This window comes from Streptomyces sp. NPDC031210, from assembly GCF_055570395.1.
Window position 1 is genome coordinate 766422 of record NZ_JBVIHH010000001.1, and the last position, 24240, is coordinate 790661.

At 67.5% G+C, this 24240-nt stretch carries 18 protein-coding genes and 3 pseudogenes; 13 read left to right on the top strand and 8 right to left on the bottom strand.

Features of this window, described 5'->3' with window-relative positions; genetic code table 11:
• The first annotated feature begins 736 nt into the window (after positions 1 to 736).
• Positions 737 to 1087, top strand: a complete 351-nt coding sequence (locus ACZ45Z_RS03610; RefSeq protein ID WP_468355366.1) for a DUF4333 domain-containing protein — start codon at positions 737 to 739, stop codon at positions 1085 to 1087.
• Between the two features lie 439 nt (positions 1088 to 1526).
• Here the strand turns inward: ACZ45Z_RS03610 and ACZ45Z_RS03615 are convergent.
• From ACZ45Z_RS03615 to ACZ45Z_RS03625, 3 genes and pseudogenes are all read right to left on the bottom strand, one after another.
• Positions 1527 to 1814: pseudogene (locus ACZ45Z_RS03615) on the bottom strand (helix-turn-helix domain-containing protein); the annotation flags it as partial.
• A gap of 1326 nt (positions 1815 to 3140) precedes the next feature.
• Positions 3141 to 3647 (bottom strand): DUF6624 domain-containing protein, encoded by a 507-nt coding sequence (locus ACZ45Z_RS03620; protein ID WP_468355369.1) that lies wholly within the window; start codon positions 3645 to 3647, stop codon positions 3141 to 3143.
• A gap of 123 nt (positions 3648 to 3770) precedes the next feature.
• Positions 3771 to 4651, bottom strand: a protein-coding gene (locus ACZ45Z_RS03625; protein ID WP_468355579.1) for an IS5 family transposase whose coding sequence is annotated in 2 segments (ribosomal slippage) — positions 3771 to 4291 and positions 4291 to 4651 — 882 coding nt in all. Because the reading frame shifts where the segments join, the coding sequence is not laid out codon by codon here.
• A 498-nt stretch (positions 4652 to 5149) separates the two neighbouring features.
• Between ACZ45Z_RS03625 and ACZ45Z_RS03630 the strand changes: the two genes are divergently transcribed.
• Positions 5150 to 6409, top strand: a complete 1260-nt coding sequence (locus tag ACZ45Z_RS03630; RefSeq protein ID WP_468355372.1) for a hypothetical protein — start codon at positions 5150 to 5152, stop codon at positions 6407 to 6409.
• Between the two features lie 480 nt (positions 6410 to 6889).
• Here ACZ45Z_RS03630 and ACZ45Z_RS03635 read toward each other — a convergent pair whose 3' ends face one another.
• Positions 6890 to 7039, bottom strand: a complete 150-nt coding sequence (locus ACZ45Z_RS03635; RefSeq protein WP_468355375.1) for a hypothetical protein — start codon at positions 7037 to 7039, stop codon at positions 6890 to 6892.
• A gap of 244 nt (positions 7040 to 7283) precedes the next feature.
• On the opposite strand from ACZ45Z_RS03635, the gene ACZ45Z_RS03640 reads away from it, so the two are divergent.
• From ACZ45Z_RS03640 to ACZ45Z_RS03660, 5 genes are all read left to right on the top strand, one after another.
• Positions 7284 to 9701 carry a LamG-like jellyroll fold domain-containing protein gene (locus ACZ45Z_RS03640; RefSeq protein ID WP_468355378.1) on the top strand — a complete coding sequence of 806 codons (2418 nt, stop codon included), beginning with the start codon at positions 7284 to 7286 and terminating at the stop codon, positions 9699 to 9701.
• Between the two features lie 161 nt (positions 9702 to 9862).
• Positions 9863 to 11956, top strand: a complete 2094-nt coding sequence (locus ACZ45Z_RS03645) for a glycerophosphodiester phosphodiesterase family protein (protein ID WP_468355582.1) — start codon at positions 9863 to 9865, stop codon at positions 11954 to 11956.
• A 135-nt stretch (positions 11957 to 12091) separates the two neighbouring features.
• Positions 12092 to 15943, top strand: a complete 3852-nt coding sequence (locus ACZ45Z_RS03650) for a polymorphic toxin-type HINT domain-containing protein (protein ID WP_468355381.1) — start codon at positions 12092 to 12094, stop codon at positions 15941 to 15943.
• 69 nt (positions 15944 to 16012) lie between these two features.
• The gene (locus tag ACZ45Z_RS03655; RefSeq protein WP_468355384.1) at positions 16013 to 16777 is read left to right on the top strand and encodes a barstar family protein; all 765 of its coding nucleotides are present in this window, start codon (positions 16013 to 16015) and stop codon (positions 16775 to 16777) included.
• Positions 16778 to 17009: 232 nt separating this feature from the next.
• On the top strand, positions 17010 to 17351 hold the full coding sequence (locus tag ACZ45Z_RS03660; RefSeq protein WP_468355387.1) for a hypothetical protein: 342 nt from the start codon (positions 17010 to 17012) through the stop codon (positions 17349 to 17351).
• A 146-nt stretch (positions 17352 to 17497) separates the two neighbouring features.
• On the opposite strand, the pseudogene ACZ45Z_RS03665 reads toward ACZ45Z_RS03660, so the two are convergent.
• Positions 17498 to 17722, bottom strand: a pseudogene (locus tag ACZ45Z_RS03665) (IS5/IS1182 family transposase); the annotation flags it as partial.
• Positions 17723 to 17753: 31 nt separating this feature from the next.
• Between ACZ45Z_RS03665 and ACZ45Z_RS03670 the strand changes: the two are divergent.
• Together ACZ45Z_RS03670 and ACZ45Z_RS03675 are read left to right on the top strand one after the other, a co-directional pair.
• Positions 17754 to 17975: a hypothetical protein gene (locus tag ACZ45Z_RS03670; protein WP_468355390.1), complete on the top strand. Its 222-nt coding sequence runs from the start codon at positions 17754 to 17756 to the stop codon at positions 17973 to 17975.
• A gap of 35 nt (positions 17976 to 18010) precedes the next feature.
• The gene (locus ACZ45Z_RS03675; RefSeq protein WP_468355393.1) at positions 18011 to 18175 is read left to right on the top strand and encodes a hypothetical protein; all 165 of its coding nucleotides are present in this window, start codon (positions 18011 to 18013) and stop codon (positions 18173 to 18175) included.
• Positions 18176 to 18272: 97 nt separating this feature from the next.
• Here the strand turns inward: ACZ45Z_RS03675 and ACZ45Z_RS03680 are convergent.
• Both ACZ45Z_RS03680 and ACZ45Z_RS03685 read right to left on the bottom strand, forming a co-directional pair.
• Positions 18273 to 19677 (bottom strand): annotated as a pseudogene (locus ACZ45Z_RS03680) (SulP family inorganic anion transporter).
• Complete coding sequence (locus ACZ45Z_RS03685) at positions 19656 to 19799, bottom strand: hypothetical protein (RefSeq protein ID WP_468355396.1); 144 nt, start codon at positions 19797 to 19799, stop codon at positions 19656 to 19658. Before ACZ45Z_RS03685 ends, ACZ45Z_RS03680 begins: the two are co-directional and overlap by 22 nt.
• A gap of 342 nt (positions 19800 to 20141) precedes the next feature.
• On the opposite strand from ACZ45Z_RS03685, the gene ACZ45Z_RS03690 reads away from it, so the two are divergent.
• Positions 20142 to 20456 (top strand): type II toxin-antitoxin system Phd/YefM family antitoxin, encoded by a 315-nt coding sequence (locus ACZ45Z_RS03690; protein ID WP_468355400.1) that lies wholly within the window; start codon positions 20142 to 20144, stop codon positions 20454 to 20456.
• 39 nt (positions 20457 to 20495) lie between these two features.
• Here ACZ45Z_RS03690 and ACZ45Z_RS03695 read toward each other — a convergent pair whose 3' ends face one another.
• Complete coding sequence (locus tag ACZ45Z_RS03695; RefSeq protein WP_468355403.1) at positions 20496 to 21443, bottom strand: M28 family metallopeptidase; 948 nt, start codon at positions 21441 to 21443, stop codon at positions 20496 to 20498.
• Positions 21444 to 21868: 425 nt separating this feature from the next.
• Here ACZ45Z_RS03695 and ACZ45Z_RS03700 point away from each other — a divergent pair, with 425 nt between their 5' ends.
• The 3 genes from ACZ45Z_RS03700 to ACZ45Z_RS03710 are packed head-to-tail and all read left to right on the top strand — an operon-like array spanning position 21869 to position 24214.
• Positions 21869 to 22171: an urease subunit gamma gene (locus ACZ45Z_RS03700; protein ID WP_468355406.1), complete on the top strand. Its 303-nt coding sequence runs from the start codon at positions 21869 to 21871 to the stop codon at positions 22169 to 22171.
• Positions 22172 to 22188: 17 nt separating this feature from the next.
• Positions 22189 to 22500, top strand: a complete 312-nt coding sequence (locus ACZ45Z_RS03705; RefSeq protein WP_468355410.1) for an urease subunit beta — start codon at positions 22189 to 22191, stop codon at positions 22498 to 22500.
• A complete protein-coding gene (locus tag ACZ45Z_RS03710; protein WP_468355413.1) occupies positions 22493 to 24214 on the top strand; it encodes an urease subunit alpha in 1722 nt (573 codons plus the stop codon). The genes ACZ45Z_RS03705 and ACZ45Z_RS03710 overlap by 8 nt, the downstream gene beginning before the upstream one ends.
• Positions 24215 to 24240: the final 26 nt, after the last annotated feature.

The following is a 24240-nucleotide window of genomic DNA, read 5'->3' on the forward strand; positions in this document are numbered from 1 at the left end:
GCATCGCCGACGGCAGCTACCCGATCGGCGACCTCGGCATCGGCGTACACAACTTCTTCTTCAGCCCGGACACCGTGGCCGGCGCCAACGGCTGGAGCTGCAGGCTGAGAAGCCGTTGTCGTATCGAGTGGTCCACCTGACGGTCGAACCAGGGTTCCCGGTCAGTTGATCCTCCGGTGGTCCGGCCATGAAGGCAGGGCTTCCCGAGCAGGTCGTGGCTGCCAAGCCATCCGGGCAACAGGAGACCCCTGCTGTCGAAGTTGCAAGTCTCCGAACGGATCGACCGGAGCCGGGACCGATCCAGAAGTCCAGTGACAGATGGACCTACGCCAGCTCCCGGTCGGGCCAGCGCGGAAACCCCGCCAACGGAGGCTGCCACGTGGGCAACTGCAAGTCGCCGCGCGTCCGAACGCCGCAGGCAACTGGCAGGAGCGTTGAGGCATTCTCCCGCCGTCGCGCCAAGACAGTCGACACGGCAGGATCGCGTCGAGGAACAGCAGATCCCTGAACTCGGCCGGCCCGGCGGGAGGCCGTCCAGGCCGACTCAGCGATCGGTGGACCAGCCTTCACATCAGCATCTCGCGTGCAAGGAATGCATCGAAGCGCTCTGCCCGCGCGTTCCCTCTGAGCCTTCCGCCGCGCTCATGCCCAGAGGAAGCCCCCATCTTGCCCGGAGCAGCCTGCCAGTATGCTTCCCGCGTCCTTCCTGCCTTGATCACCTGGACCGGAGTCCACCATGCCCATAACCCGGTTGTCCGCAGCAGCTTCAATCGTCTCAACGCTAGCCGCCGGCGTGCTGCTTGTCGGCTGCTCGGTCTCTTCGTCGAACCACGGGGGAGAGCCCAGGCCAAAACTGTCCGCGGACAAGCTGGCCACGACAGTCGCTAAAAAGCTCGCCGCCGCAACGGGTCAGCCAACGCCACACATCACATGTCCTGAGGACCTCGTCGGCAAGGTAGGCACCACCACCCGGTGCAAGCTCACAGCGGACGACGGCAGCACCTTGGGAGTGTCGGTCACCGTGTCCTCAGTCGCTGGATCCCAGATCAACTTCAACGTCAAGGCCGACAACACGCCTACGCCGTGAGGGCGATCTGATCGAGGAGGGCGCCTGGTCGGGTGGTTTCGGCAGGCGGGCCCCAGGTGTAGCGCCAGGTGGCGGGTTTGCGCGACAGTCGGGTCTTCTGGCGAAGGGTGAGGCGGCTGAGAGCGTCGTGCTCATAGCGGACCTGGCCAGCGCCTGTTATTCGGGTGCCGGTGTAAGTGCGCGTACCTCGCGCCGTTGATCGGAGCTGCTGCCGAGGTCTGTGCGTGCCGCTCGTTATCTAGTGCTGTCAAGCAACTCTGCAGGTACATGCGCTGGCAGTTATTCAGTCAAGTAAGGCAAGTGAGGGAGAGGCGGGGCCGATTCAGCACCACGTGCTCGAAGATCAACGCCGCAGCGTGCGCGCTCGGTGGTATCGGTGATCGCGGTCCGTCCGCTTGTCCCGAGGCACTCGGTGACCTCGGTCGGCGTTCAGCCAGGTATCCGGCGCGACCATGCAGCCGCGTTGGGCCAGCAGCAGCCGCGCCTCGCCGATCGCCCAGGTGATAGTGGGACGGGCCACACCGAACCAGCAGGCGAGCACGTCGTGCGTGACCCCGTGCCGCAGATGGATCAGGGTGGCCAACAGCCGGTCGACGAAGACCGGCCTGCACCGGGCGCCGGCCCCGGCCGCTCGCTGTCGGGGCCGTGAACGAAGACGCCTCTCGCGTTGCGAGCCCCACAACGGGCCTACCTAGGCGACGAGTTCAGCAATCACATGCGTTGCCAGGCCGACGACCCTCGAACTCCGCACGCGAACCGTTCCCCATCACCCAACAATGGCGCCATTGCGGAGGTGACCCCACCCGGACCGTCCGCTGGCTATCTAGTGCTGTCAAGTGAAGGTGCAGGTAAGTGGCTTGCCCTTCCTCTTGACGTCCCACCAGGGTGAAGCGGCACGCGCGCTGTTGAACTACGTGGCCTCGCTGGGCCTTCCCGGCCCCGACGCGTAGCTCGTCGCTGTGGTGGTGGCCATCCGGGCGGCACGTGGCGGCGTCGGCAACCTCTGCGGAGCGGATCTGTCTGCCTTGCGGCTGGGCGATGCACGTGGAGCCGTTGATGCCCTTCGTGGCCTGGGGTGGCAGGTGGACGATCTGTTCGTCGACGGCGACCCTGCAACACCGGTCCCCATCACCGTCCCTGGTCTGGCCGAGGAAACGCACCACCCGCTGTCCCTACGGCGTCCCGCTCCACCTGCCCGCGCCGTTCGGCCTCGACACCAGCGCCCTGCAGGCCGCCAATAGGCCGACGCTGTTCGTCGTCGCTGCCCCGCCGATGCTGGCTGCGGCATGGGTGTCGAGCCAGCAACCGACCATGTTGGTAGCCCGAAGGCCAGCCGCGGGGTCAGCACAGCCCTTGCGGTGTGCGTGCCGACATCTCCCTCTGGTCCTTCACGTTCGCTCTGAGGGGTTTGCTCCCGCAGGAAGCGTTCGCTCTCCAAAGTCAGGGTGTGCTCGATCTGGATGAAGTTCAGGCCCGGCACATCGGCAAGCTCCTCCTCATCGGTCGGGTTGTGCGCGCAGGGCGCGGGCGATCTTTCCGGCCCAGAGCTCCTCCCTCACGAAGGGGCGTCCCCGGTAGCGTTGTTGGAGCTGGCCGAGGTGGTCGAGACCGCAGGCCGCAAGCAGCCGCTCGCCGTCCTGGTCCGGGTTATACGGGTGAATGCTGAGTCGCGCACCAGACTTCAGGTCAGCGGCCGAGGGCCCTGGCAGTTCGTCCCTGTCCTTGACGAGCGGCCCTCGATGTCCTGGCCTGTCGCAGGCAGCCCCATGGCAGCCGCACAGTGCCAAGGCGGCAGCGAGTGCGAAGAGGAGCGGCATCGTCCGGTCACGCGCTCGCTCGAGCACCGTCCCGTGCTGTCCCCTCCACGTCCGTCCTCGCGCCGTCTTCCGTTTTGTTCCTCGCGCGCCGTACGGCGAACGGACCGGCGAAGGTGATGACGAGCACTAGACCGGTGGGCAGCAGCATCGCCGTACCTAGGGTCTGTCCGGCGGATCATTGCCACGGCAGGTCAGCCTTGGTCAATGATTCGCGGGACGCGACTGGGGACTGGTTGTCAGGTCATTGCGAACTTGGCAATGTACTCGTCAAAGGGCTCGATGCCGACTGCCGCACGGAGTTCGTCCATGCGCTCGGGCTCTTCACAAGGCCACGGAACGGGTGACCCGTCCTTCACGTCGGCGATCTGAGTGCCGTAGACCTGCTTGCGGCCCTCATTGACCAGCGCGCGGTCGCGCAGAAAGGCCAGCTCTCGCGGGCTGGCCGAGCCCGCCGACACCGCCTGCTCCATCAGATGGAGGGCGCGCCGCTGGACGTCGAGCTGCCGGTCGGCGTGCTGGGCAATCAGCCACGCCGCGCGTGCGGCCTTCTCGCCGACCATTTCTGCCGTCGGCCAGCCGTACTCATCCATGATCTCGCCGAGTCGGTCGCCGTGCCGTGCGGTCAGCCGCCGCCACGCCAACTGCTCCGCCGGGTCATCGCTGTTCGCGCGGACTGAGGACTGGTGATCTGCCACGGCGATGTCCTTGAGTTCCACCGTCAGCGCGGCAACGTCGTGCTCCACTCTCGACTCCCTGGTTACGTCGGTGCGTTGTGCTCGTCGACCGCAACCCTAAAGGCGCATATCCGGCACAAAGATCGTTCCGGAGAACGGTGACAGGTGCCTCTCCGAACCTGGATAATGGATCTATGCCCGCAGCCAGAGCCGGATCGCTGCGACGGTCACGGTGCCCTGGAAGACGTAGGCACGCTTGTCGAATCTCCTGGCCGCGGCCCGGAAGTTCTTGAGGGCGTTGATCGTCCGCTCCGCTTCGTTCCTGCGCTTGTAGATCGTCTTGTCGAAGCCGGCGGGCCGCCCGCCGTGGCTCCCGCGGCGCTTGCGGTTGGCCCGCTGGCTCTTCGGCTCGGGGATGGTGTGCTGGATCTGCCGTCGTCGCAGGTAGCAGCGGTTGCGGCGGGAGGAGTACGCCTTATCGCCGCTGAGATGGTCCGGCCGGGTACGCGGGCGTCCACCGCCGAGTCGGCCGACCCGGATGCGTTCCATGACAGGGATGAGCTGTGGGGCATCACGCCACTGGCCCGGAGTGATCTGCAGGGCCAGGGGCCGGCGTCCGCCTTCCCCGGCAAGGTGGATCTTGCAGGTCAGGCCGCCCCGGGAGCGTCCCAGCCCCTCATCGGGGCGGTGCCGCCGGGGCGTTGTTCTTTTCCCGGCACCCGCGGGGATCTCCTGCGTGCTCCGGCCGCATGCTGGTGGGCCCGGCAGGAGGTGGAATCCACGCTCACCATCGACCAGTCGATACGGCCCTCCGCGTCGGCGTCGGCCAGGACGGCCGCGAAGACCTTGTCCCACGTGCCGTCCGCCGACCAGCGTCTGTGCCTCTCGTACACGGTCTTCCACTTGCCGAAACGCGCAGGCAGATCCCGCCACGGCACCCCGGTGCGCTGCCGAAAGAGGATCCCGTTTATCACCCTGCGATGGCTGACCCAACGTCCACCGCGCTGACCGGACTTCGGCAGATGCGGGCGCAGCCGCGCCCATTCCGAGTTCGTCAGATTCCCCATCGCCATGTCCATGCCAGCGAGCCGAATCGGAACGGTCACATGATCCGCCGGACAGGGCCTAGCCATGGACGACAATGCCGGGGTCCTGGGCACCTGCGGAGCACGTCGCAGACTCTGCAGAACTGAAGTCAAGCAGGATGAACGAGCAAACCCAGATTGATCCCCAATGGCACCCGTACGCCTCCCGGCCGGCGCCGCTGGCGCGGGCCATCGCGTCGTACGGCGCGAACATCGTCGGCCAGTTGGGCCCCGCCTCCATCACATCGGTCGGTAGCTCGTTCTGGAATCAGTGCCTTCCTGACGCTCCGGTACTCCAAGTCGACGTCGTCCGGCCTGGCATGAATGCGCAGGTCAGCGGGAATTGTCAGTAGTGCGTTCTACCGTGAAAACCCAACTGGCGGCTAGGCAGGGGGATTTGTGGCGAACGGCGTGTGGCACTCCGAATTGAAGTGTGTCCTCGAACTCGATAAGCCGGACCTTGGACTCTCGAACAGCGTCATCAGCGTGACCGCCCTGATCGAGGAACTGCTCCAGCCGGTCGCCACCAGAAGACGAGACCTCCTCATCTGCGCGGAGAAGGCCCAGAACCGCAAATGTAAGGCCGAGATGTCTGGCGTCAAGAGCCCACACATGTACGCCCGCCGGCACCGCGGCCCCGACGGTGTCTTGCGATTACGAGCCGCACACCTGCCCACCGCACACGAGATGACGCAGGAGGAAAGCGACCGGCACAAGGCGATGAAGGAGTTCCTCGGCCGCACCGGCCAGAGCGCGGGTCTGAGAACGACGGTGGAGAAGGCCACGAAGAGCCGGGCCGCCCGCCCCGACGTCACCATCTACGGTCACGGTGGTGTCAACCTCGGCTGCGAGGCCCAGTTATATAACGCAAGCCCCAGCACGGTCCCGCGCCGCGCCAAGGCCCAGTCCGAGGCAGGGCTCGTATCCAACTGGATCACCCACGACGACACCTTCCATCTCGTCGACCGGGCCCAGTGGATGCTGATCCGCGACGTTACCTGGCGCGAGATCGACAACGCCGCCGACCTCCCCCTCATCGGAGGATTCCGCGTCCTCGCCGAGTGGCTCTGCACCGCGGCAGCCGTGCGACCATGCCCGACCGGCAAGTCGAAGACCGGATGCGGCAAACGCCACCTGTTCTGGGAGACCCCACGCGCCTCCGACGGAATCGTGAGCGGCTACACCGGCGACCGAGGCGATCGGCTCGGCGTCACCGTCGGCCGCACCATTATCGGCGCCGCCACCGGCAGCGTCGTGCCCATCTTCCTGCCCAGCCGCAAAGACCACCGGACCGGAAGTTTCATGTGGGTCCCCGTCGACGACCACGCCACGTGGTCCGACTACCAAGACGGGGTCACATACGACGAGCCCGAACCAACTCCGGCGGATCACGACCTGCACTTCTCCGGCAACGATGCCAACAGCATCTGCCAATTCGGCGATCAGACCTGGACTCCCAGTGCGCCCCTGCAGCGCCGTGGCATCGACAGCGTCGAGCTTGGCATCACCATCGAGACCAACGCCCTCCCGGCCATCCCGAAGCAGCGCGCCTTGCAGGACCGAGCGCGTCCCCAGCCGTCGCCGTCGAACCTGGTGCCGAGACAACGGATAGTCGATTGGAGTGACCCCGCCCGCTTCCTGCCCGAACCGCAGGCTTGCTGGCACTGCGGGAAACCCGCCAGCCTTCTCGACGACGACGCGAAACCGGCCCACAAGCTTTGCGCCGAGGAACACGCCAACGGATAGCGGGGACGGGCAGGGAGTCCAACGTGCGAACGGTATGTACGGTCATGGCTTCAGCTGGCCGTAAAGGTCCGTTCGGGGACAGGGACGGGTATACCGGTTGATGTTCCCGCGCGCTGGGTTCTGGCTCGTGAGAAATCGGAGGGGAGGCAGATCTCCCGCTTCACCCCTGGCCCGTTCCCCGCGGGTGTACGCACGCCTCACGTACAGGGATCTCGTGCTTATCCTCGGGCTCACCGTCGCCCGCCACTTCCTGAGGCTCGACGCGTTCGCAGGAGCCTCTGACACCGACATCGCCCTCAACCGGCCGGTGAGCTGTGCCGCTCACCGGTCACACGGTGTGCCGCAGGCCCGTGCCTGCGGCGCACCGCTGCGTCCCGCTCAGGACCGCGAACGCGTCCCCTGCCCATGCTGCTGGCCCCGTGATTCCGCTTCGGGGCCAGCAAACAGCCGGAAAGAATCCAGCAGGACGCGACGCGTGGCTTACACCCGCTCGAACTCCACGTCGGTGCTCTCGCAGCCGGCGGCGAGCTGGCGCAGGGTGTCGCCTTCGGCGCGGTCGACAGTCAGCGACCAGCGGAAGCCTCCCGCCCGCACACCTCGCCCAGGGCCCGATGTACCGGTTTCGGTCATCTGTGCCAGAAATTGGCCGTGATGCGTCTGTGAAGGTTGTGATGGTCGAGTGAAGATAGATTGACCTGACCATGCCGGGACCATCTCCGCAGGGCATGACTACGGAACCGCGCGCCCGATCTGCCGCGACGCGTACCGAGCCGACCGACATCTCTGATCGCATCGGCGTTCCGCATGGCTGGGTCTTTGACATTCATGTATGGGGGGAGTTCGTATGCGGTGGCGTGTTGCGCTGGGGCGGCCGATGTCAGTGACATTGGCCGTGCTGACCGCGGTGACCGCCTGGGGCACAGGCCCCATGGCCGGAGTGTCGTCGGCGGCGCCTGGTGATGGATCGGATTCTCTGGTGGAGGATTTCGCTTACCCCGACCGGGACAAGCTGCTCGCGGAGAAGGGTTTGAAGCTGGTCTCAGGAGACGGCCACATCACTCTCGTCGACTGTGCCTCCGGTGGCAGCGATCTGGTGCGGGTCAACAGCCGTACCAGCGGCGACGCGTGTTTCGCGGTCTCCGGGCCGGTGGGGTACCTGGCTCTGGAGATCAAGCGCTCCTACCTGGCCAAGTCCGACAGCCGGGAAGGCGTTACGGCGACGGTGCGGACGGAGAATCCCGCCACCAACGAGAGCAAGGTCGAGGAAGTCGCCCTCGAACCCGGTGCCTGGAAGTCGCTGGGCGAGGGGCTCGACCCCGCTCTCGATTCCACCGTGCTGGAACTCAGCGTGGGTGAGGGCAAGACGCCCGTGGTGACCGGAGACTCCGCTCGCCCGTGGCTGGCCCGGGTGACCGTGGGCCGGCCCGGGCAGCAGGGGGGCAAGGGTTGTAGTGGCGCCCTCGTCGACCGGACCTGGGTTCTCACGGCGGCGAGCTGCTTCTCCGATGACCCGGCCAAGCCGGTGCCTGCGGGCGCGCCGCCGCGTGAAGCGACGGCCGCTTTCGCGGGCAAGGCACCGGTGAGGATCAACTACGTGGTGCCGCGCGACGACCGTGACGTGCTGCTGGCCCGGTTGGCCGCTCCGCTGACCGACATCGCTCCTGCCAGGGTCGCGGGCAGCTCTCCCGGCGACGGGGCGGCGCTGGTCGCGGCCGGATACGGGCGCACCGGCACGGCGTGGGTGCCCGCCGGTCCGCACAGCGGCAACGTGACCCGGAGCAGCGCCACGGACACCACCATTGCGCTGACGGGCGGCAGAATCTGCAAGGGCGATGCCGGGGGGCCGGTCCTCGACGGGAACGGGCGCATCACGGCGGTCCAGAGTCTCGCGGCCCACGCCGGCTGCCTGGGCCAGTCCGGAGACGGTGACGGCTCCACCGCTGCGCGTACCGACAACATCGTCTCGTGGCTCACGGGCAGTGCCTTCAACGGCAAGGCCGCCTTCCCTCTGGATGAGGGCGCGGGTTCGCGGCGGGTGCTGGGCGGTGTGGCGCGGGAGTTCACGGCGGAGCTGGTCGGTGGAGCCGAGCCGGGGGCGATCGGCAAGGTCGGCACCGCCCTGAAACTGAACGGTACCTCCGCCTACGCGGCCACCGCCGGACCCGTCATCGACACCACCAAATCCTTCGCTATATCCGCATGGGTCAAGCTCGATAACAAAGACAAGAACCAGACGTTCGTGTCTCAGGCGGGTAATCGTGCCAGTGGTTTCCAGCTGTACTACTCGAAGAACTATGACGAGTGGGTCTTCAACCGGCACACCGCGGACACTGACGACACCACTATTGCTCGGTCCATCAGTACGGACGCCGCGCAGACCGGGGTCTGGACCCACCTGACCGGTGTCTATGACGGTGCCGCGAAGAAGATCCAGCTCTTCGTCAATGGCAAGCCCCAGGCGGCAGCCGACTTCACCACCCCCTGGCGAGCCAGTGGTGCCTTCCAGATCGGCCGCCTGCGGTGGCAGAACACCTGGCAGGAGAATGCGGCCGGCGCGATCGATGAGGTTCGCACGGTGCAGTCTGCTGTGACACAGGCTGACGCCACGGCGCTCTCCACCGGACAGTTCCCCGCGCACTTGCAGGAATTGGCTTCCTTCCCGCTGGATGAAAGCGCGGGGGCGACGCACGTCAGCGGAGGCATGGGCGCCGGCCCCGTCGCCACGGTGGCTGGAGGCGGCGCCCAGATGGGCGTACCCGGCAAGGTCGGCACCGCCCTGAAGCTGAACGGTACCTCCGCCTATGCGGCCACCGCCGGGCCTGTCATCGACACCACCAAGTCGTTTGCCATTTCCGCATGGGTGAAGCTCGATGCCAAGGACAAGAACCGCACGTTCCTGTCTCAGGCGGGTAGTCGTGCCAGTGGTTTCCAGCTGTACTACTCGAAGAACTATGACAAGTGGGTCTTCAACCGGCACACCGCGGACACTGACGACACCACTATTGCTCGGTCCATCAGTACGGACGTCGCGCAGACCGGGGTCTGGACCCACCTGACCGGTGTCTATGACGGTGCCGCGAAGAGGGTCCAGCTCTTCGTCAATGGCAAGCCCCAGGCGGCAGCCGACTTCACCACCCCCTGGCGGGCCAGTGGTGCCTTCCAGATCGGCCGCCTCCACTACCAGGGCACCTTCCAGGAATATTTCGCCGGGACCATCGACAACATCCGCATCTGGGATCGGGCCATCGGCGTGGACGAGATCTTCAACGACGGGATTCAGAGCAAGAATTAGCGGAATCCCACGTCATTCCCCACCGGGGCCTCGTCCGGATATTCGCACCGGTCCGGGCCCCGGTTTCCGCAGGCACGGAGACGCGCTCTCCGTATGCGCCATCGCTTGATGAACAAGGATCAGAATTGAGACTTCACAGCGGATTAGTGCTGCCCTTGACAGTGGCAGCTGTACTGGCCACCGGTGCCCCGGCGATGGCGTCGAGCGATCCGCTCGCGGCTTCACCGGCAGGGCGGATCCCCTCCGCCCGGTCGGCCGGCGTGGCCGAGGACGCGGCCTTTTCCCTGGACGAGGGCGCGGGTTCGCGGCGGGTGCTGGGCGGTGTGGCGCGGGAGTTCACAGCGGAGCTGGTCGGTGGAGCCGAGCCGGGGGCGGTCGGCAAGGTCGGCACCGCACTCAAGCTCAACGGCACCACTGCCTACGCGGCCACCGCCGGACCCCTCATCGACACCACCAAATCCTTCGCCATAGCCGCATGGGTCAAGCTCGACAACAAAGACAAGAACCAGACGTTCCTCTCCCAGGCCGGCAACCACGCCAGCGGATTCCAGCTCTACTACTCGAAGGCTTACGACAAGTGGGTCTTCAATCAGCACACCGCCGACACCGACGCCCCGGACCTCGTGCGCGCAGTGAGCAGGGAGGCGGCGCAGCCGGATGAGTGGACCCATCTGACCGGTTCCTATGACGCGGACAAGCGCTCGCTGTCGCTGTTCGTGAACGGTCGGCTCCAACAGTCGGTGCAGGCCGCCCCCGTGTGGCGGGCCATCGGCGGTCTTCAGATCGGCCGGCTGCGCTCGCACGGCGCCTGGAAGGAGAATGCCGCCGGTGCGATCGATGAGATACGCACGGTGCAGTCGCCGGTGACACAGGCCGACGCCACGGCGCTCTCCACCGGCCGCCTCCCCGAGCACCTGCAGGAACTGGCCTCCTTCCCGCTGGACGAAAGCGCGGGGGCGACCCAGGTCAGCGGAGGCATGGGCGCCGGCCCCGTCGCCACCCTCGCCGGAGGCGGCGCTCAGCTCGGCGCAGCCGGCAAGGTCGGCACCGCTCTGAAACTGAACGGCACCACCGCCTACGCGGCCACCGCCGGACCCGTCACAGACACCACCAAGTCCTTCTCCGTATCCGCATGGGTCAAGCTTGACGCCAAGGACAGGAACCGCACGTTCCTTTCTCAGGCCGGCAACCACGCCAGCGGGTTCCAGCTCTACTACTCGAAGGCCTACGACAAGTGGGTCTTCAACCGGCACACCACGGACAGCGACAACACGACGATCGTCCGCTCCACCAGCACCGACACCGCCCAGACCGGTGTCTGGACCCACCTCACCGGCGTCTACGACAGCGCCACGAAGAAGATCCAGCTCTTCGTCAACGGCAAGCCCCAGACCGCAGCCGACTTCACCACCCCCTGGCGGGCCAGTGGTGCCTTCCAGATCGGCCGCCTCCACTACCAGGGCACCTTCCAGGAATATTTCGCCGGGACCATCGACAACATCCGCATCTGGGACGAGACCGTCCGGGTCGGCTGCTCGCGCGTGAATGCCATCGGGCACCGCGGCGCGCCGGAGATCGCCCCGGAGAATACGCTGGCCGCCTTGGAGGCCGCGGCCGACCGTGGTGCGGACTGGGTCGAGACCGATGTGCAGTTCACCAAGGACGGCCGGCCGGTCATCATGCACGACGCGACCGTGGACCGGACGACCGATGGCACCGGACGGGTCGACGAGCTCACCGCCGAGGAGATATCCCGGGTGACGGTCAAGGGCGGAGGCCGGGTTCCGACGCTCGAACAGGTGCTGGCCTCGCTCAAGGACAGGCCGGCCCGGCTCCTCCTGGAGATCAAGGGACCGCAGTCGTCCGCTGCGGTCGACCGGGCCCTCGCGCTCGTCTCCGAGGCGAAGATGACCGACCGCACGCTGCTCCAGTCCTTCGACGAGCAGGTGGTGCGGGACGCGTCCGCCTCCCCGCACCGGACGAAGGTGGCGCTGCTCCGGTCGGTCCTGGATGCCGATCCCGTGGCTACCGCCCGGCAGTTCTCGCTCAGCGCGTATGCGGTCAAGTTCAGTGGTCTGTCGGCTCGTCCGGCGGCCGTGGACAAGCTCCGGGCTGCCGGTGTCGAGGTGTTCGTCTGGACGGTCGACACCGAGGCCCAGTGGCAGACCACGACGGCATGGGGCGTCGACGGCGTGATCACCAACCGCGCTGATCACTTCGTCCAGTGGCGGGATGCGCACTGCGCCGAAAGGTGACGCGGACTCCCGGCGCGCCTCGGGCCGTGCCGCCCGAGGCGCACCGCCCGGTTGTCCATGAGAACCGTTCACTCACTCACAAGGAGAAGCGTTGTGGTAGCAGGATTACGGAGCGCCTTCGGTCGGCGCGGCGTCGTGGCGACGCTGCTGGCCATGGCGCTGATAGCGGGCGCGGACTTACGTCCCGCCACGGCTGATGAGGCGCCGCCGGCGTATGACAGATCCGACGTTCTCCAGGAATGGCGGACCGGCGGCCCGGGGGTACGCAAGGCGGCCGAGGCCGTCCTGCTGGGGCCGGACCAGAACGTCGACACGTTCATGCAAAAGGAACTGCCGTCGGTCAAGGAAGACGACCTGCGGGTTCAGGTGGCGCAGGTCATGGCCATAGGCGGGCCGGGCGTGCGGGAGGCCGCGAACAAGGCGCTGGACGGCGGAGTCCAGGAGTTGCAGGCGTTCCTGAACGGCGGGCTCGTTGAGCCCTATGACGCCGATCTGCGCGTCGAGGTGTCACAAGTCATGGCCGCCGGTGGGCGGGGTGTGAAGGAGGCGGCCGGCAAGGCGTTGAACGGGTCGGCCGACGAGTGGCGCCGGTTCATCGATGACGGGCAGTTCCGGGCGCGGGAGGAGGACAACCGGGTTCAGGTCGCTCAGTTGATGACCGCGGGTGGCCCGAATGTGAAGAACGTCGCGCAGCAGGCTCTCGATGGTTCTCCGGAGGATGTGCAGGAGTTCCTGGACGAGGGGTGGCAGGTCGCTGCCGCGCGGGATCAGGAGGCCCTGACTGTCTCGCAGTTGGCCGCACTTGCTGACCGGGCGCAGAAGAAGGCCAAGGAGCTGACCGAGGAGGCCAAGGAGGAGGCGGCCAAGGCAGAGAAGGCGACGCAGCGGGCCAAGGAGGCGGCACAGGTCGCGGCGAAGGAGGCGGAGGGGGCCAAGTCGTCGGCTCATAAGGCGGCGGCAGCGGCGTCGCGGGCGGCTGCTGCGGCCGACCGGGCGGCGCAGGCGGCGCGTACTGCGGTGTCGGCGGCTGCTGCGGCGAACCGGGTGGCACGGGTGGCCGCGACGGCTGCCGCGCAGGCGGCGTATGCCGCCGGCCGGGCGGGGAGCGCGGCGTCCTCGGCCCGGTCGGCTGCCGCGGCGGCGGCCGGTGATGCGTCCAGGGCCAAGGAGGCCCGGCTGGCGGCGCAGAAGGCGCGTGATGCGGCGGCCGGGGCGAAGAAGGCGGCGGACGCCGCTGATCAGGCCGGTATTGCCGCGGACAACGCGGCGAAGGCGGCGGGTGCCGCGGCCAGTGCGGGCGCCAATGCGGCCGCGGCGGCCACCTCGGCCGCCGAGGCGGGGCGCTGGGCCGGTGAGGCCGGTGCGAAGGAGGCCGAGGCGAAGGCGGCGGCTGCCCGGGCCCGGCGGCTGGCGGGCCAGGCCACGCGTGCGGCTGAGGCGGCGCAGACCAATGCCCGTCAGGCCGCGGTGGCCGCGCGGCAGTCGCGCAACGCCGCCAACGACGCAGCGAAGCATGCCGAGGCCGCGGCGAAGGCGGCGGACAAGGCCGCGGACGAGGCGGGTCAGGCGGTGGACGCGGCCAAGGAGTCCACGGCCGCGGCGGACGCCGCCACGAAGGCCGCCAACGACGCGCAAACGGCAGCAGGTCAGGCCAGGACCGTGGCCGAACTGGCCCGCAAGGCCGACGCCGAGCGGCTGACCGAGCAGCAGGAGGAGAACGTCCTCGCCGCCGAGGAGACCAAGAAGGAGCACGACTCGAGCGTCGCCGCCGCCCAGTGGCAGGCCGGGCGGGTCCAGCAGTTCAACACCGCGACCCAGCAAATTCGCGAGGAGGCCACCGCGGCGTCCGACCCCCAGGTCACCGCGGCCAAGGGGCGGCAGCTCGCGGTCAACCTCGCCTCCAGCGGCGGCCCATGGGTTGTTGAGGCTGCTGAGCAGGCCTTGATGGGGACCGACGCGGAAGTGGTCGAGTTCGTACGCGCGGGGCTGACAGTGGCCACCGAGCAGGACGACCGGGCCAGCGCGGGGCACATCGCCGCCACGAGCGACAGCCCGGCGCAGCAGGCGGCCGCTCTGGCTGTGCTGGACAAGCCGGCCGACCAGGTGCGGGAGTTCCTGCGCACCCGGGCCTACCCGGGCAAGGAGCACGACGACCGTATCGCGGTCTCCCGGATCATGGAGGCGGGCGGCCCGGGGGTGAAGGCCGCGGCCAACAAGGCCCTGGACGGCACCGCCGCCGACCTGCACCAGTTCCTGGAGACCGGGCAGTACAAGGCGCGGGAGGAGGACGAAAGGGTCGCGGTCTCCCAGGCCATGGAGGCCGGCGGCTCCGAGGTCAAGGCAGCGGCCCAGGCGGCGCTGTCGGCTCCGCCGTCCGAGCTGCACGACTTCCTGCAGATCGGGCTCCACCGGGCGCGGCAGCGCGACGCCAATACCGCTGCCCACACCGCTGAGATCGACATCCTGTTGGCGGGGGCGGACCGGTCCGCGGCGCTCGCCCACAAGGACGCCGCCCAGGCACAGCGCGTCGCCGCCGACGCCCGCGACGAGGCCACAGAGGCCGTCAAGTGGGCCGACAAGGCGCGCAAGTCCGCTGAGAAGGCGGAAACCTACGCCAAGCAGGCCGACAAGTCCGCCGACCAGGCCGCCGAGTCGGCCAAGAGTGCAGCGGAGTCCGCCAGGAAGGCCAACAGCGCCGCGGCGTCCGCCCGCAAGGACGCCCAGGCGGCGACCCGCTCAGCGGAACGGGCCGAGCACTCCGCGGGCATCGCGTCCTCCTACTCCCTGCAAGCCAACTCTGCCGCCTACGAGGCGAGCGTCTCCGCTCAGGCCGCGGGGAAGGACGCCACCGCGGCGGCCAAGGCCTCGACCGAGGCCATGAAGACCGCGGCCGACCTGCTGCTCTCGGAGATGAAGAAGCAAATCCAGGACGAGCTCCTGGAGAAGAACAAGCCCCTGTCCGACAGCGAGATGCGCAAGACCCTCGACAAGCGGCTGATTGAGTACCGCAGAAGCCTCCTGGGAAGCGGAGGACTGAAGCCCGGCCAGGTGATCCTGGTCTGCGCGGCCGACGGAGCGGGCGGGATGAGCTGCACGAGCAGCACCTACCTCGACCGCCTGATCGCCTGGTATGTGGGCGCGGAAGAGATCGAACAGTGCCTCCAGACGAAGAAACTCTCCTGTCTCAAGGGCCTCGCCCTCAGTGCTCTCAAGCTCAAGATCCTGAAGAAGGGCAAGCCGTGCGAGAAGAACAGCTTCGTCCCCGGCACCCGCGTACTGATGGCCGGTCACCGGACCAAGCGTATCGAGGACATCCGCACCGGCGACCGGGTCATCGCCACGGACCCGCGGACCGGCCGCACCGCAGCGAAGCCTGTTCAGGCGACCATCACCGGCTTCGGCCGTAAGGATCTCGTGCGAGTCACCGTCACCGGCCCCGGTGCACGGTCTTCGGGCACGGTGACCGCCACCGGCAGGCACCCCTTCTGGGCGGCGGGCGGCAGGTATGCCTGGCTCGATGCCGAGCAACTCAAGCCGGGTGAACGGCTGCTGACCGACGCCGGAAGCCAGGCACGGATCGACGCGACGAAGTCGTGGACCACGTCCCGGCAGCGCGTCCACAACCTGACGGTCGCCGACCTGCACACGTACTATGTTTTGGCGGGCGACACATCGGTCCTCGTTCACAACAGCAACTGCGGGAATCTGTCGGACCCCCTGCCCAGGGGGATGAATAACAAAATCGCTTCGGCCTACGATGACGTGAAGGCGGGACGGATTCCGTCGCACGACACCTATTCAGGCCATGAGCATTCGTGGTGGGCAGGTTCTAAGGAGTACCGGGTGCCTGGTAGGCCGGAAAGTGACAGAATCCTGGAAAAGGAGTTGTCGAACGGCGTTAAGGTGTACGGCTGGACGTCCACGCATTACACGAAGATTCAACGCTTCAGTGCACCCCACTTCCCTGACTCGGGGTGGAATCAGTAGCTTTATTGGTTAACTGGTGCAGCGACCGATCGTTCTTCGCTGCACCAGTTTCCGGTTTGGGGATGGGATATGCCTGGCGAAGTGCCTGTGACGGTTGCGGTGGATTTTCCGTTGTATGTGGTAGTGGATGAAGGGTCTGGGGCTGTACTCGTTGCGGCCGAAGGGGTAGAGGGTTTTTTTGTCGCCCCAGAAGAAGAGTTCTCGGAAGTGGCCTTCCAGAGAGTTCACGAGTTCGAAAGGGGTAGACGAAGGGCCGAGGATACAGTGCTGGAGGTCATGAATCGTCAACGGGAGAAGGTTGGCGAGTACTTCATTGGACGGGTTGTGCTCGGCGATACGGGCGTAGAGGTGTCAGGCGGATATATTTCACGAGTCGCGTACCAGTTCTTTGGTAATCGCTGCGAATATCCTGAAGCGGAGAAGATTTGGCGACGTTGGGCATCGGGAATCACCCTGGAGAAGGGGGAATGGCTTCGATGGCCGGTGAGTTATCAGAGTGCGTGGCTGCACGTTGTTCAGAATTCGTGGTTTACTTCGAATCGTAGGGCAGCCCGCTACGGAGTGGATGACGTCGCCTATTTGGACGGTGCGCATATCTCTACAAAGTCGGGATTCTTCTGCGCATTGGGCGAGGCAGTCAATGGTCCGGGCGGATACTTTGGGTCGAATCTTGACGCTCTTGCGGACTGTATTTCTTCGAGTTTTGGCGAGGGGCCTCCGGAGAGGATTGTTTGGCGAAACTTTCAGGCGTCTCAAGAGATTCTGGACAGAGCCTTTCTGGATTCGGTCGCGGGAGTGATGCGTGAATTTCGCGTTGAGTTTGTCACTTGCTGATTCCGGATTGTTGGTATGTGCGCAAGTGAATTTGACGTCCCGCCAGGCATTGTCTGACGGGACGTCTGGGTGGGGTGACGGCAGCAGTTGACGGCAACGTCAGCGGACGGGGACTGCGCAGAGCGGTGGTTCGTCGCCGTCGTCGGGCACGGCGGTGATGTCGGCGGGGTTGCGGAGGGCGTGGCTGAGGAGGCCGATGGCGTTGCGCTGGAGGCGGAGGGAGAATTGCGCTGTGCGCCGTGCTCTGATCCTCGTCGATGTGCAGAAGGACTTCTGCGAGGGCGGCAGCGTCCCGATGAAGGGCGCCGCCGACCGGGCCCGCGCCATCGCTGACACGGTCCAACGCTCCACCCGTGGTTCGCTGCAGGCAAGCTGTCCTCCCGCATCCCGAAGGAAGCCTGTGGTGACGGAGTGGCCGGAACTCAAGACCGTCGACTGGTCCGCAGCGGGCCGCTGCATGCGCCGCCGGCTCCTCTTCGACGGCCGGAACGTCCTCGACCCCCACGCGATGGCCTCTGCCGGCTTCACCTACATGAGCGTCGGCCGCGCCACGGTCCTCCCAAATGCCAAGTGATGCCCCGCCTCGCGGTGGAGCGGGGTGTCTCATGCTTTCCTGAACAGGGAGAACGCTCTAGGTGTGCTGTCCGATGGGTCGTAGCGACTCGCCGGACACGCTCGGCGCGACCAGGTGCTCACCGGCGGCTAGGTGCTGTCTGACGGTCATGCACGAAGCCGCAGGCGAATGGCGGCAACGGTCACGGTGCCGTGAAAGACATAAGCCCGCTTGTCGAACCTTGTGGCAACCGCCCGGTTGATCTTCAACTTCCCGATCAGCCGTTCCACTTCGTTCCTGCGGGCATAGTGGGCCTCGTCGAAGCCGGTGGGCCGACCGCCTCGGCTGCCACGCCGCAGTCGGTTGGCCTGCTGGTTCCTCGGCTCGGGGATGGGCAGCGGCGAGGCATCGCTGCTGGCGCCCGTGATCATCGTCGCGGCTCTCGTCATCCGTACCGCGTTCGCAGAGATCCGGCACCCGGGCAGCGCCCGCCGCCAATGGGCCTTCACGACCAGCCGGCGGGCGATCGCAGCCGCAGGCGTGGTCGTGGCGGCCATCGGCTGGAGCCAGGCCGGGTGGGCCGCCGTCGCCTGGGCCCTCCTCGCCGGCGCCCTGACCGCATCCCTGACCGGCAGGGACAACTGATGATCCCCACCCGCAGCAGCACCCAGGAGCAGCCCATGTCTGAACGTCGCATCGGGACCGTGCTGGCGGCCGTCGGAGCTCCGCTCACCCTGGCCGGGGCGTTGATGTACGTCCTGCCCGGCCCGGGTTTCCCGGTCCTGGTCAACGGCATGGCGCTGCTGGCCACCGGCCTGGTCATGGCCGCCGCCGGCCACCAGTGATGCCTCACCGGCGTATCGGGTTTTCTGGGCCCGCTCTGTGAGAACGGCGAAGGACCCCGGCGGTCGGCCGGGGTCCTCTCGGGTTTCGCGGGATGGGTCAGTGGCTGGTGAGCTCGCCGGTGAGTTTGCCGTGGAGGTCGGCGCTGGGGTCGTTGAGGCCGATGATCTCCACGCTCTTGCCGCGCTGCGCGTACTTGGTCTCGATCGCGTCCAGGGCGGCCACCGAGGAGGCATCCCAGATGTGGGCGGCGGACAGGTCGATGACGACCTTGCCGGGGTCGCCTGCATAGTTGAACTGGCCGACGAGGTCGTTGGAGGAGGCGAAGAACAGCTCGCCGGTCACGGAGTACACGACCGTGGTGCCGTCGGGGTCGGTGACGGCGGTGACGTTGGCGAGGTGGGCGACGCGCTTGGCGAAGATGACCATCGCGGTGACGGAGCCGACTACGACGCCGATGGCGAGATTGTCGGTGGCGACGACGCAGTTCACGGTGATGACCATGACGGCGATCTCGCCGGCGGGCATCCGCTTGAGGGTCTTGGGGGCGATGGAGTGCCAGTCGAAGGTTGCGAACGACACCATGACCATGACGGCGACGAGCGAGGCCATCGGGATGTCGGAGACGACCGGCCCGAAGACGATGCACAGCACCATCAGGAACACACCGGCCAGGAACGTGGACAGGCGCGTGCGGGCGCCGGAGACCTTCACGTTGATCATCGTCTGGCCGATCGTCGCGCAGCCGCCCATGCCGCCGAAGAATCCGGTGACGATGTTCGCGATGCCCTGGCCGATGGACTCGCGGGTCTTCGAGGAGTGGGTGTCGGGGATGTCGTCGACCAGCTTGGCCGTCATCAGCGACTCCATCAGGCCGACCAGCGCCATCGCGAACGCGTACGGGGCGATGGTGGTCAGGGTGTCCATGGTGAACGGCACGTCGGGCAGGCCGGGCACCGGAAGGGAGGAGGGCAGGGTGCCCTTGTCGCCCACCGTCGGGACCGCGATCCCTGCGGCCACCGTGATCACCGTGAGGATGACGATGGAAACCAGCGGCGCCGGGATCACCGTGGTGGCCTTCGGGAAGAACACCATCAGGGCCAGACCGGCCGCGATCAGCGGATACACGGGCCAGGGCACGTCGTGCATCTCGGGGACCTGGGGCCATGAAGATCAGGATGGCGAGGGCGTTGACGAAGCCGACCATCACCGAACGCGGGACGAACCGCATCAGCTTCGCCACCCCGAGCGCGCCGAGGGCGACCTGGATGATCCCGGCGAGGATGACGGCGGCGATCAGGTAGCCGAGACCGTGCTCACGGTTGAGTGGGGCGATGACGAGAGCGATTGCGCCGGTGGCGGCGGAGATCATCGCGCGACGGCCACCGACGATCGAGATGACCACGGCCATGGTGAACGAGGCGAACAGGCCGACCGCCGGATCCACGCCGGCGATGATCGAGAACGAGATCGCCTCGGGGATCAGCGCGAGGGCGACGACCAAGTGTCCTCGACGAGCAGCACGTCCAGGCCCGTCAGGTCGCCGAGCGAGGCGGGGCTTCGGGCGGCCGGCAGCCGGGTCTTGGCGGCATTGATGCCGGTGTGGGTGACCTCGACGGTCCGCACGTCGCGGATTCCTGAGACGATGGGCGAGGCAAACGGCCGGGATCACACCGCCGCGCGTGGTACTTACCACAGCTTGCCGATGTGGAGGCTGGGCGGATCCGCCCAGCCTCCGGTGCGCCGACGGGCAGGCACCCGCCCGGCCGGAGCTCCGTGTGGGGCCGGTGGCGCGGGGCGTTCCGCCGCCCCGGAGACCTGCCAGGATTCAGTGCGACCAGACAGCTCTTCGTCTCACGCATCTCTCACATACGAGAGCGCACGGGAGCGCGCGAGAGCCTCTGACCTGGATATCCGCTGTCGCCACGGACCACGGTGGACCAGATGGACGGCACATAGGCTAGGAGCATGGCCTACGAAATTCCGGTGACGCAAGCCCGGGCAGAGCTCGCGGATCTGATCAACCGCGTCGTCTACGGCGGTGAGCGCGTGGTCGTGACGCGGCACGGCAAGCCCTTGGTCGGGCTGGTATCGGCGGCTGACCTGCAACGTCTTGACGAATTGAGGCGGCGCGAGGAGGGCGCGGAGGAGGAGTCGGTGATCAGCACGGTCTCCACCGTGCGGCCGCTGCCGTCCGCTGCGGGCGAACGGCGGCGCTTCGGGATCGCGGCGGAACACCGCGACCCGGCCGCCGGAGACCGGCGACCGGGTCGCGAGAGCTGAGACTTCACCGCGTCCTGGGGGTCAGGAGCGGCCCAGGGGTCAGGAGCTGAGCTCCCACAGGGCGTGGGCGATGGCGTCGCTGTTGTTGTCCAGCGCGGTGTCGTCGATGTTCTTCGAGGTGTCGCAGGAGGCGTGGTAGCAGGCGTCGAACGCCTTGCCCGCCGTGCCGCCCCAATCCTTGGCCTGCTTCTCGGTCTTGATGTAGTCGGCGCCGGAGAACAGGCCGCCGACGGGGATGCCGGCGTCCTTGAAGGAGGCGTGGTCGGAGCGGCCGTCGCCCTCGGTCTCGATCTCGGTGGCGATGTTCTTGGTCGCGAACCAGTCCTTGAAGACCTTCTCCAGGCGCGGGTCGTCGTCGTAGACGAAGTAGCCGGGGTTCGGCGAGCCGATCATGTCGAAGTTCAGATACGAGTCGATCTTCGACTTGTCGGCGCCGAGGCTCTCGACGTAGTGCTGGGAGCCGACCATCCCGTACTCCTCGGCGCCCCACCAGCCGAACCGCAGGTGCTTGGTGGGCTTGAGGCCCTCCCGGGAGACCGCGAGGGCGGTCTCCAGGATGCCGGCGGAGCCGGAGCCGTTGTCGTTGATGCCGGGGCCGTCCTCGACCGAGTCCAGGTGGGCTCCGGCCATGACGGTCTTGTCCTCGGCCCCGCCCGGCCAGTCGGCGACGAGGTTGTAGCCCTTGGTGCCGCTGTAGTCGAACTCCTGGACCTTGGTGGTGAAGCCGGCCGCGTCCAGCTTGCCCTTGATGTAGTCGATGGATGCCTTGTAACCGGGCTTGCCGTGGGCGCGGTTGCCGCCGTTGGCGTCGGCTATGGACTGGAGCTGGTCAAGGTGGCCCTTGACCCCGGCTATGGGGATGTCGGGGGCGGCGAGGGGTGTGGGGGCGGTGGCCTGGGCGACCGCCGCGGTGCCCAGCAGGGCGGCGACGGCGGTGCAGGCGCCGGCGGCCAGGACGGCGCGGCGGGTACGGACTGAGCGAGTCACGGTGTGGCTCCGATACTGGTGTGGGGGGTGGTGCGGAGCTGCTTTTGACGCGCACATGAGGATTGCCAGCGTTCCGGCCCTTCGTCAAGAGCGCATATCGGACTGTGATCTTCGCCCAGCGGAGTGTTTTCCGGTTTGCGGCGATGTGTCACGCGGGCGGGAGGGGCGCGTCGTTTCCGGCGCCGAGCCCCGGATGGCCGTCGTGTTACGTGGGGCGTAAGCAGAGGTGCATAAAGGACCGCGCGTGTAACGCGGTGGAAATCGAGCCGAACTAGCCTCCAACTCATGGGTTATTGATGGGCGGGCGGTGGAAACCGGTTTGCTCCTTCTTTAATGACTGTGTGATACATCTACCGTCATGGGGTGTGCGCACGCCTGTGACCTGGGCAAATGCTTCCGGGTGGCAAGACTGTGAGGTGGAACGTATGCAACTGACCCCGCATGAGCAGGAACGTCTGATGATTCATGTGGCGGCAGACGTGGCCGAAAAGCGACGTTCTCGTGGACTGAAGCTGAACCACCCGGAGTCCATCGCCCTGTTGACCGTCCACATCCTCGAAGGCGCCCGGGACGGCCGTACGGTCGCCGAGCTCATGTCCTCCGGGCGCAAGGTCCTCACCCGCGACGAGGTGATGGAAGGCGTGCCCGAGATGATCCACGACGTGCAGGTCGAGGCCACCTTCCCCGACGGCACCAAGCTCGTCACCGTCCACGAACCCATCGACTGAACCGGGGAGAGCCGCAGATGATCCCGGGACAGATCTTCCCCGCCGACGAGCCGGTCCGCCTCAACGAGGGCCTCCCGCGCACCCGCCTGACCGTCCTCAACGCCGCCGACCGACCCGTCCAGGTCGGCTCCCACTACCACTTCGCCGAGGCCAACCCCGGCCTCGACTTCGACCGCGCGGCCGCGCACGGCAAGCGACTCGACGTCGCCGCCGGCTCCGCCGTGCGCTTCGAGCCCGGCATCCCCACCGAAGTCCACCTCGTGCCCCTCGCGGGCAAGCGCGTCGTCGTGGGCCTGCGCGGCGAGACCGGAGGCCCCGTCGATGGCTGAGCTGACCCGCCAGGAGTACGCCGATCTCTTCGGCCCCACCGTCGGCGACCGCATCCGGCTCGCCGACACCGACCTCCTCATCGAGATCACCGAGGACTACTGCGGCGGCCCCGGCCGGGCCGGCGACGAGGCGGTGTTCGGCGGCGGCAAGGTGATCCGCGAATCGATGGGCCAGTCCCGCGCCACCCGCGCCGAGGGCACCCCCGACACCGTCATCACCGGCGCCGTCGTCCTGGACCACTGGGGCGTCGTCAAGGCCGACATCGGCATCCGCGACGGCCGGATCACCGCACTGGGCAAGGCCGGCAACCCCGACACCATGGACGGCGTCCACCCCGACCTGGTCATCGGCCCCGAGACCGAGATCATCGCCGGCAACGGCAAGATCCTCACCGCCGGCGCCATCGACACCCACGTCCACTTCATCTGCCCCCAGCAGGTGGACGAGGCCCTGGCGGCGGGCGTCACCACGCTCATCGGCGGTGGCACCGGACCCGCCGAGGGCAGCAAGGCCACCACCATCACCCCCGGCGCCTGGCACGTCGCCCGGCTCCTGGAGTCCATGGACTCCTTCCCCGTCAACATCGGGCTGCTCGGCAAGGGCAACACCACCTCCGTCGCCTCGATGCGCGCCCAACTGCGCGCCGGCGTCCTCGGCTTCAAGATCCACGAGGACTGGGGCGCGACCCCCGCCGTCCTCGACGCCTGCCTGGGCGTCTGCGAGGAGAGCGGCGCGCAGCTCGCCATCCACACCGACACCCTCAACGAGGCCGGATTCCTCGGCGACACCCTCGCCGCCATCGCCGGCCGCTCCGTCCACGCCTTCCACGTCGAAGGGGCCGGCGGCGGCCACGCCCCCGACATGATCGCGATGGTCTCCGAGCCGAACGTCCTGCCCGCGTCCACCAACCCCACGCGGCCGCACACCGTCAACACCGTCGAGGAACACCTCGACATGCTGATGGTCTGCCACCACCTCAACCCCGCCGTCCCCGAGGACCTCGCCTTCGCCGAGTCCCGGATCAGGCCCTCCACCATCGCCGCCGAGGACATCCTGCACGACCTCGGCGCCATCTCGATCATGGCCTCCGACGCCCAGGCCATGGGCCGCGTCGGCGAGGTCGTGCTGCGTACGTGGCAGACCGCGCACGTCATGAAGCGGCGCCGTGGCGCGCTCGCCGGGGACGGCGGCGCCGACAACCACCGGGCCCGCCGCTACGTCGCGAAGTACACCGTCAACGCCGCCATCGCCCAGGGCATCGACCACGTCGTCGGCTCCGTCGAGGCCGGCAAACTCGCCGACCTCGTCCTGTGGAATCCCGCCTTCTTCGGCGTCAAACCCCAACTGGTCATCAAGGGCGGCCAGATCGCGTACGCGCAGATGGGCGACGCCAACGCCTCCATCCCCACCCCGCAGCCGGTGCTGCCCCGCCCGATGTTCGGCGCGACCGGCAGGGCACCCGGCAGCAACTCCCTCAATTTCGTCTCCCAGCAGGCCCTCGACGACGACCTGCCCGAGCGGCTGGCGCTGGCCAAGTCCTTCGAGGCCATCCGCAGTACCCGGGGCGTCACCAAGGCCGACATGCGGGGCAACGACGCCCTGCCGCGCGTCCACGTCGACCCCGACACCTTCACGGTGACCATCGACGGCGACGTGGTCGAACCGGCGCCCGCCGCCGAACTGCCCATGGCCCAGCGCTACTTCCTCTTCTGACGCGACGCCGATGACCACCCCGACGA

What these genes read in the sequence shown, in the direction of transcription:
- ACZ45Z_RS03610 (WP_468355366.1), top strand. Translation starts at nt 737, where the DNA reads ATGCCCATAACCCGGTTGTCCGCAGCAGCTTCAATCGTCTCAACGCTA.
- ACZ45Z_RS03635 (WP_468355375.1), bottom strand. Translation starts at nt 7,039, where the DNA reads ATGACCGAAACCGGTACATCGGGCCCTGGGCGAGGTGTGCGGGCGGGA.
- ACZ45Z_RS03640 (WP_468355378.1), top strand. Translation starts at nt 7,284, where the DNA reads ATGTCAGTGACATTGGCCGTGCTGACCGCGGTGACCGCCTGGGGCACA.
- ACZ45Z_RS03655 (WP_468355384.1), top strand. Translation starts at nt 16,013, where the DNA reads ATGCCTGGCGAAGTGCCTGTGACGGTTGCGGTGGATTTTCCGTTGTAT.
- ACZ45Z_RS03675 (WP_468355393.1), top strand. Translation starts at nt 18,011, where the DNA reads ATGTCTGAACGTCGCATCGGGACCGTGCTGGCGGCCGTCGGAGCTCCG.
- ACZ45Z_RS03690 (WP_468355400.1), top strand. Translation starts at nt 20,142, where the DNA reads ATGGCCTACGAAATTCCGGTGACGCAAGCCCGGGCAGAGCTCGCGGAT.
- ACZ45Z_RS03700 (WP_468355406.1), top strand. Translation starts at nt 21,869, where the DNA reads ATGCAACTGACCCCGCATGAGCAGGAACGTCTGATGATTCATGTGGCG.
- ACZ45Z_RS03705 (WP_468355410.1), top strand. Translation starts at nt 22,189, where the DNA reads ATGATCCCGGGACAGATCTTCCCCGCCGACGAGCCGGTCCGCCTCAAC.
- ACZ45Z_RS03710 (WP_468355413.1), top strand. Translation starts at nt 22,493, where the DNA reads ATGGCTGAGCTGACCCGCCAGGAGTACGCCGATCTCTTCGGCCCCACC.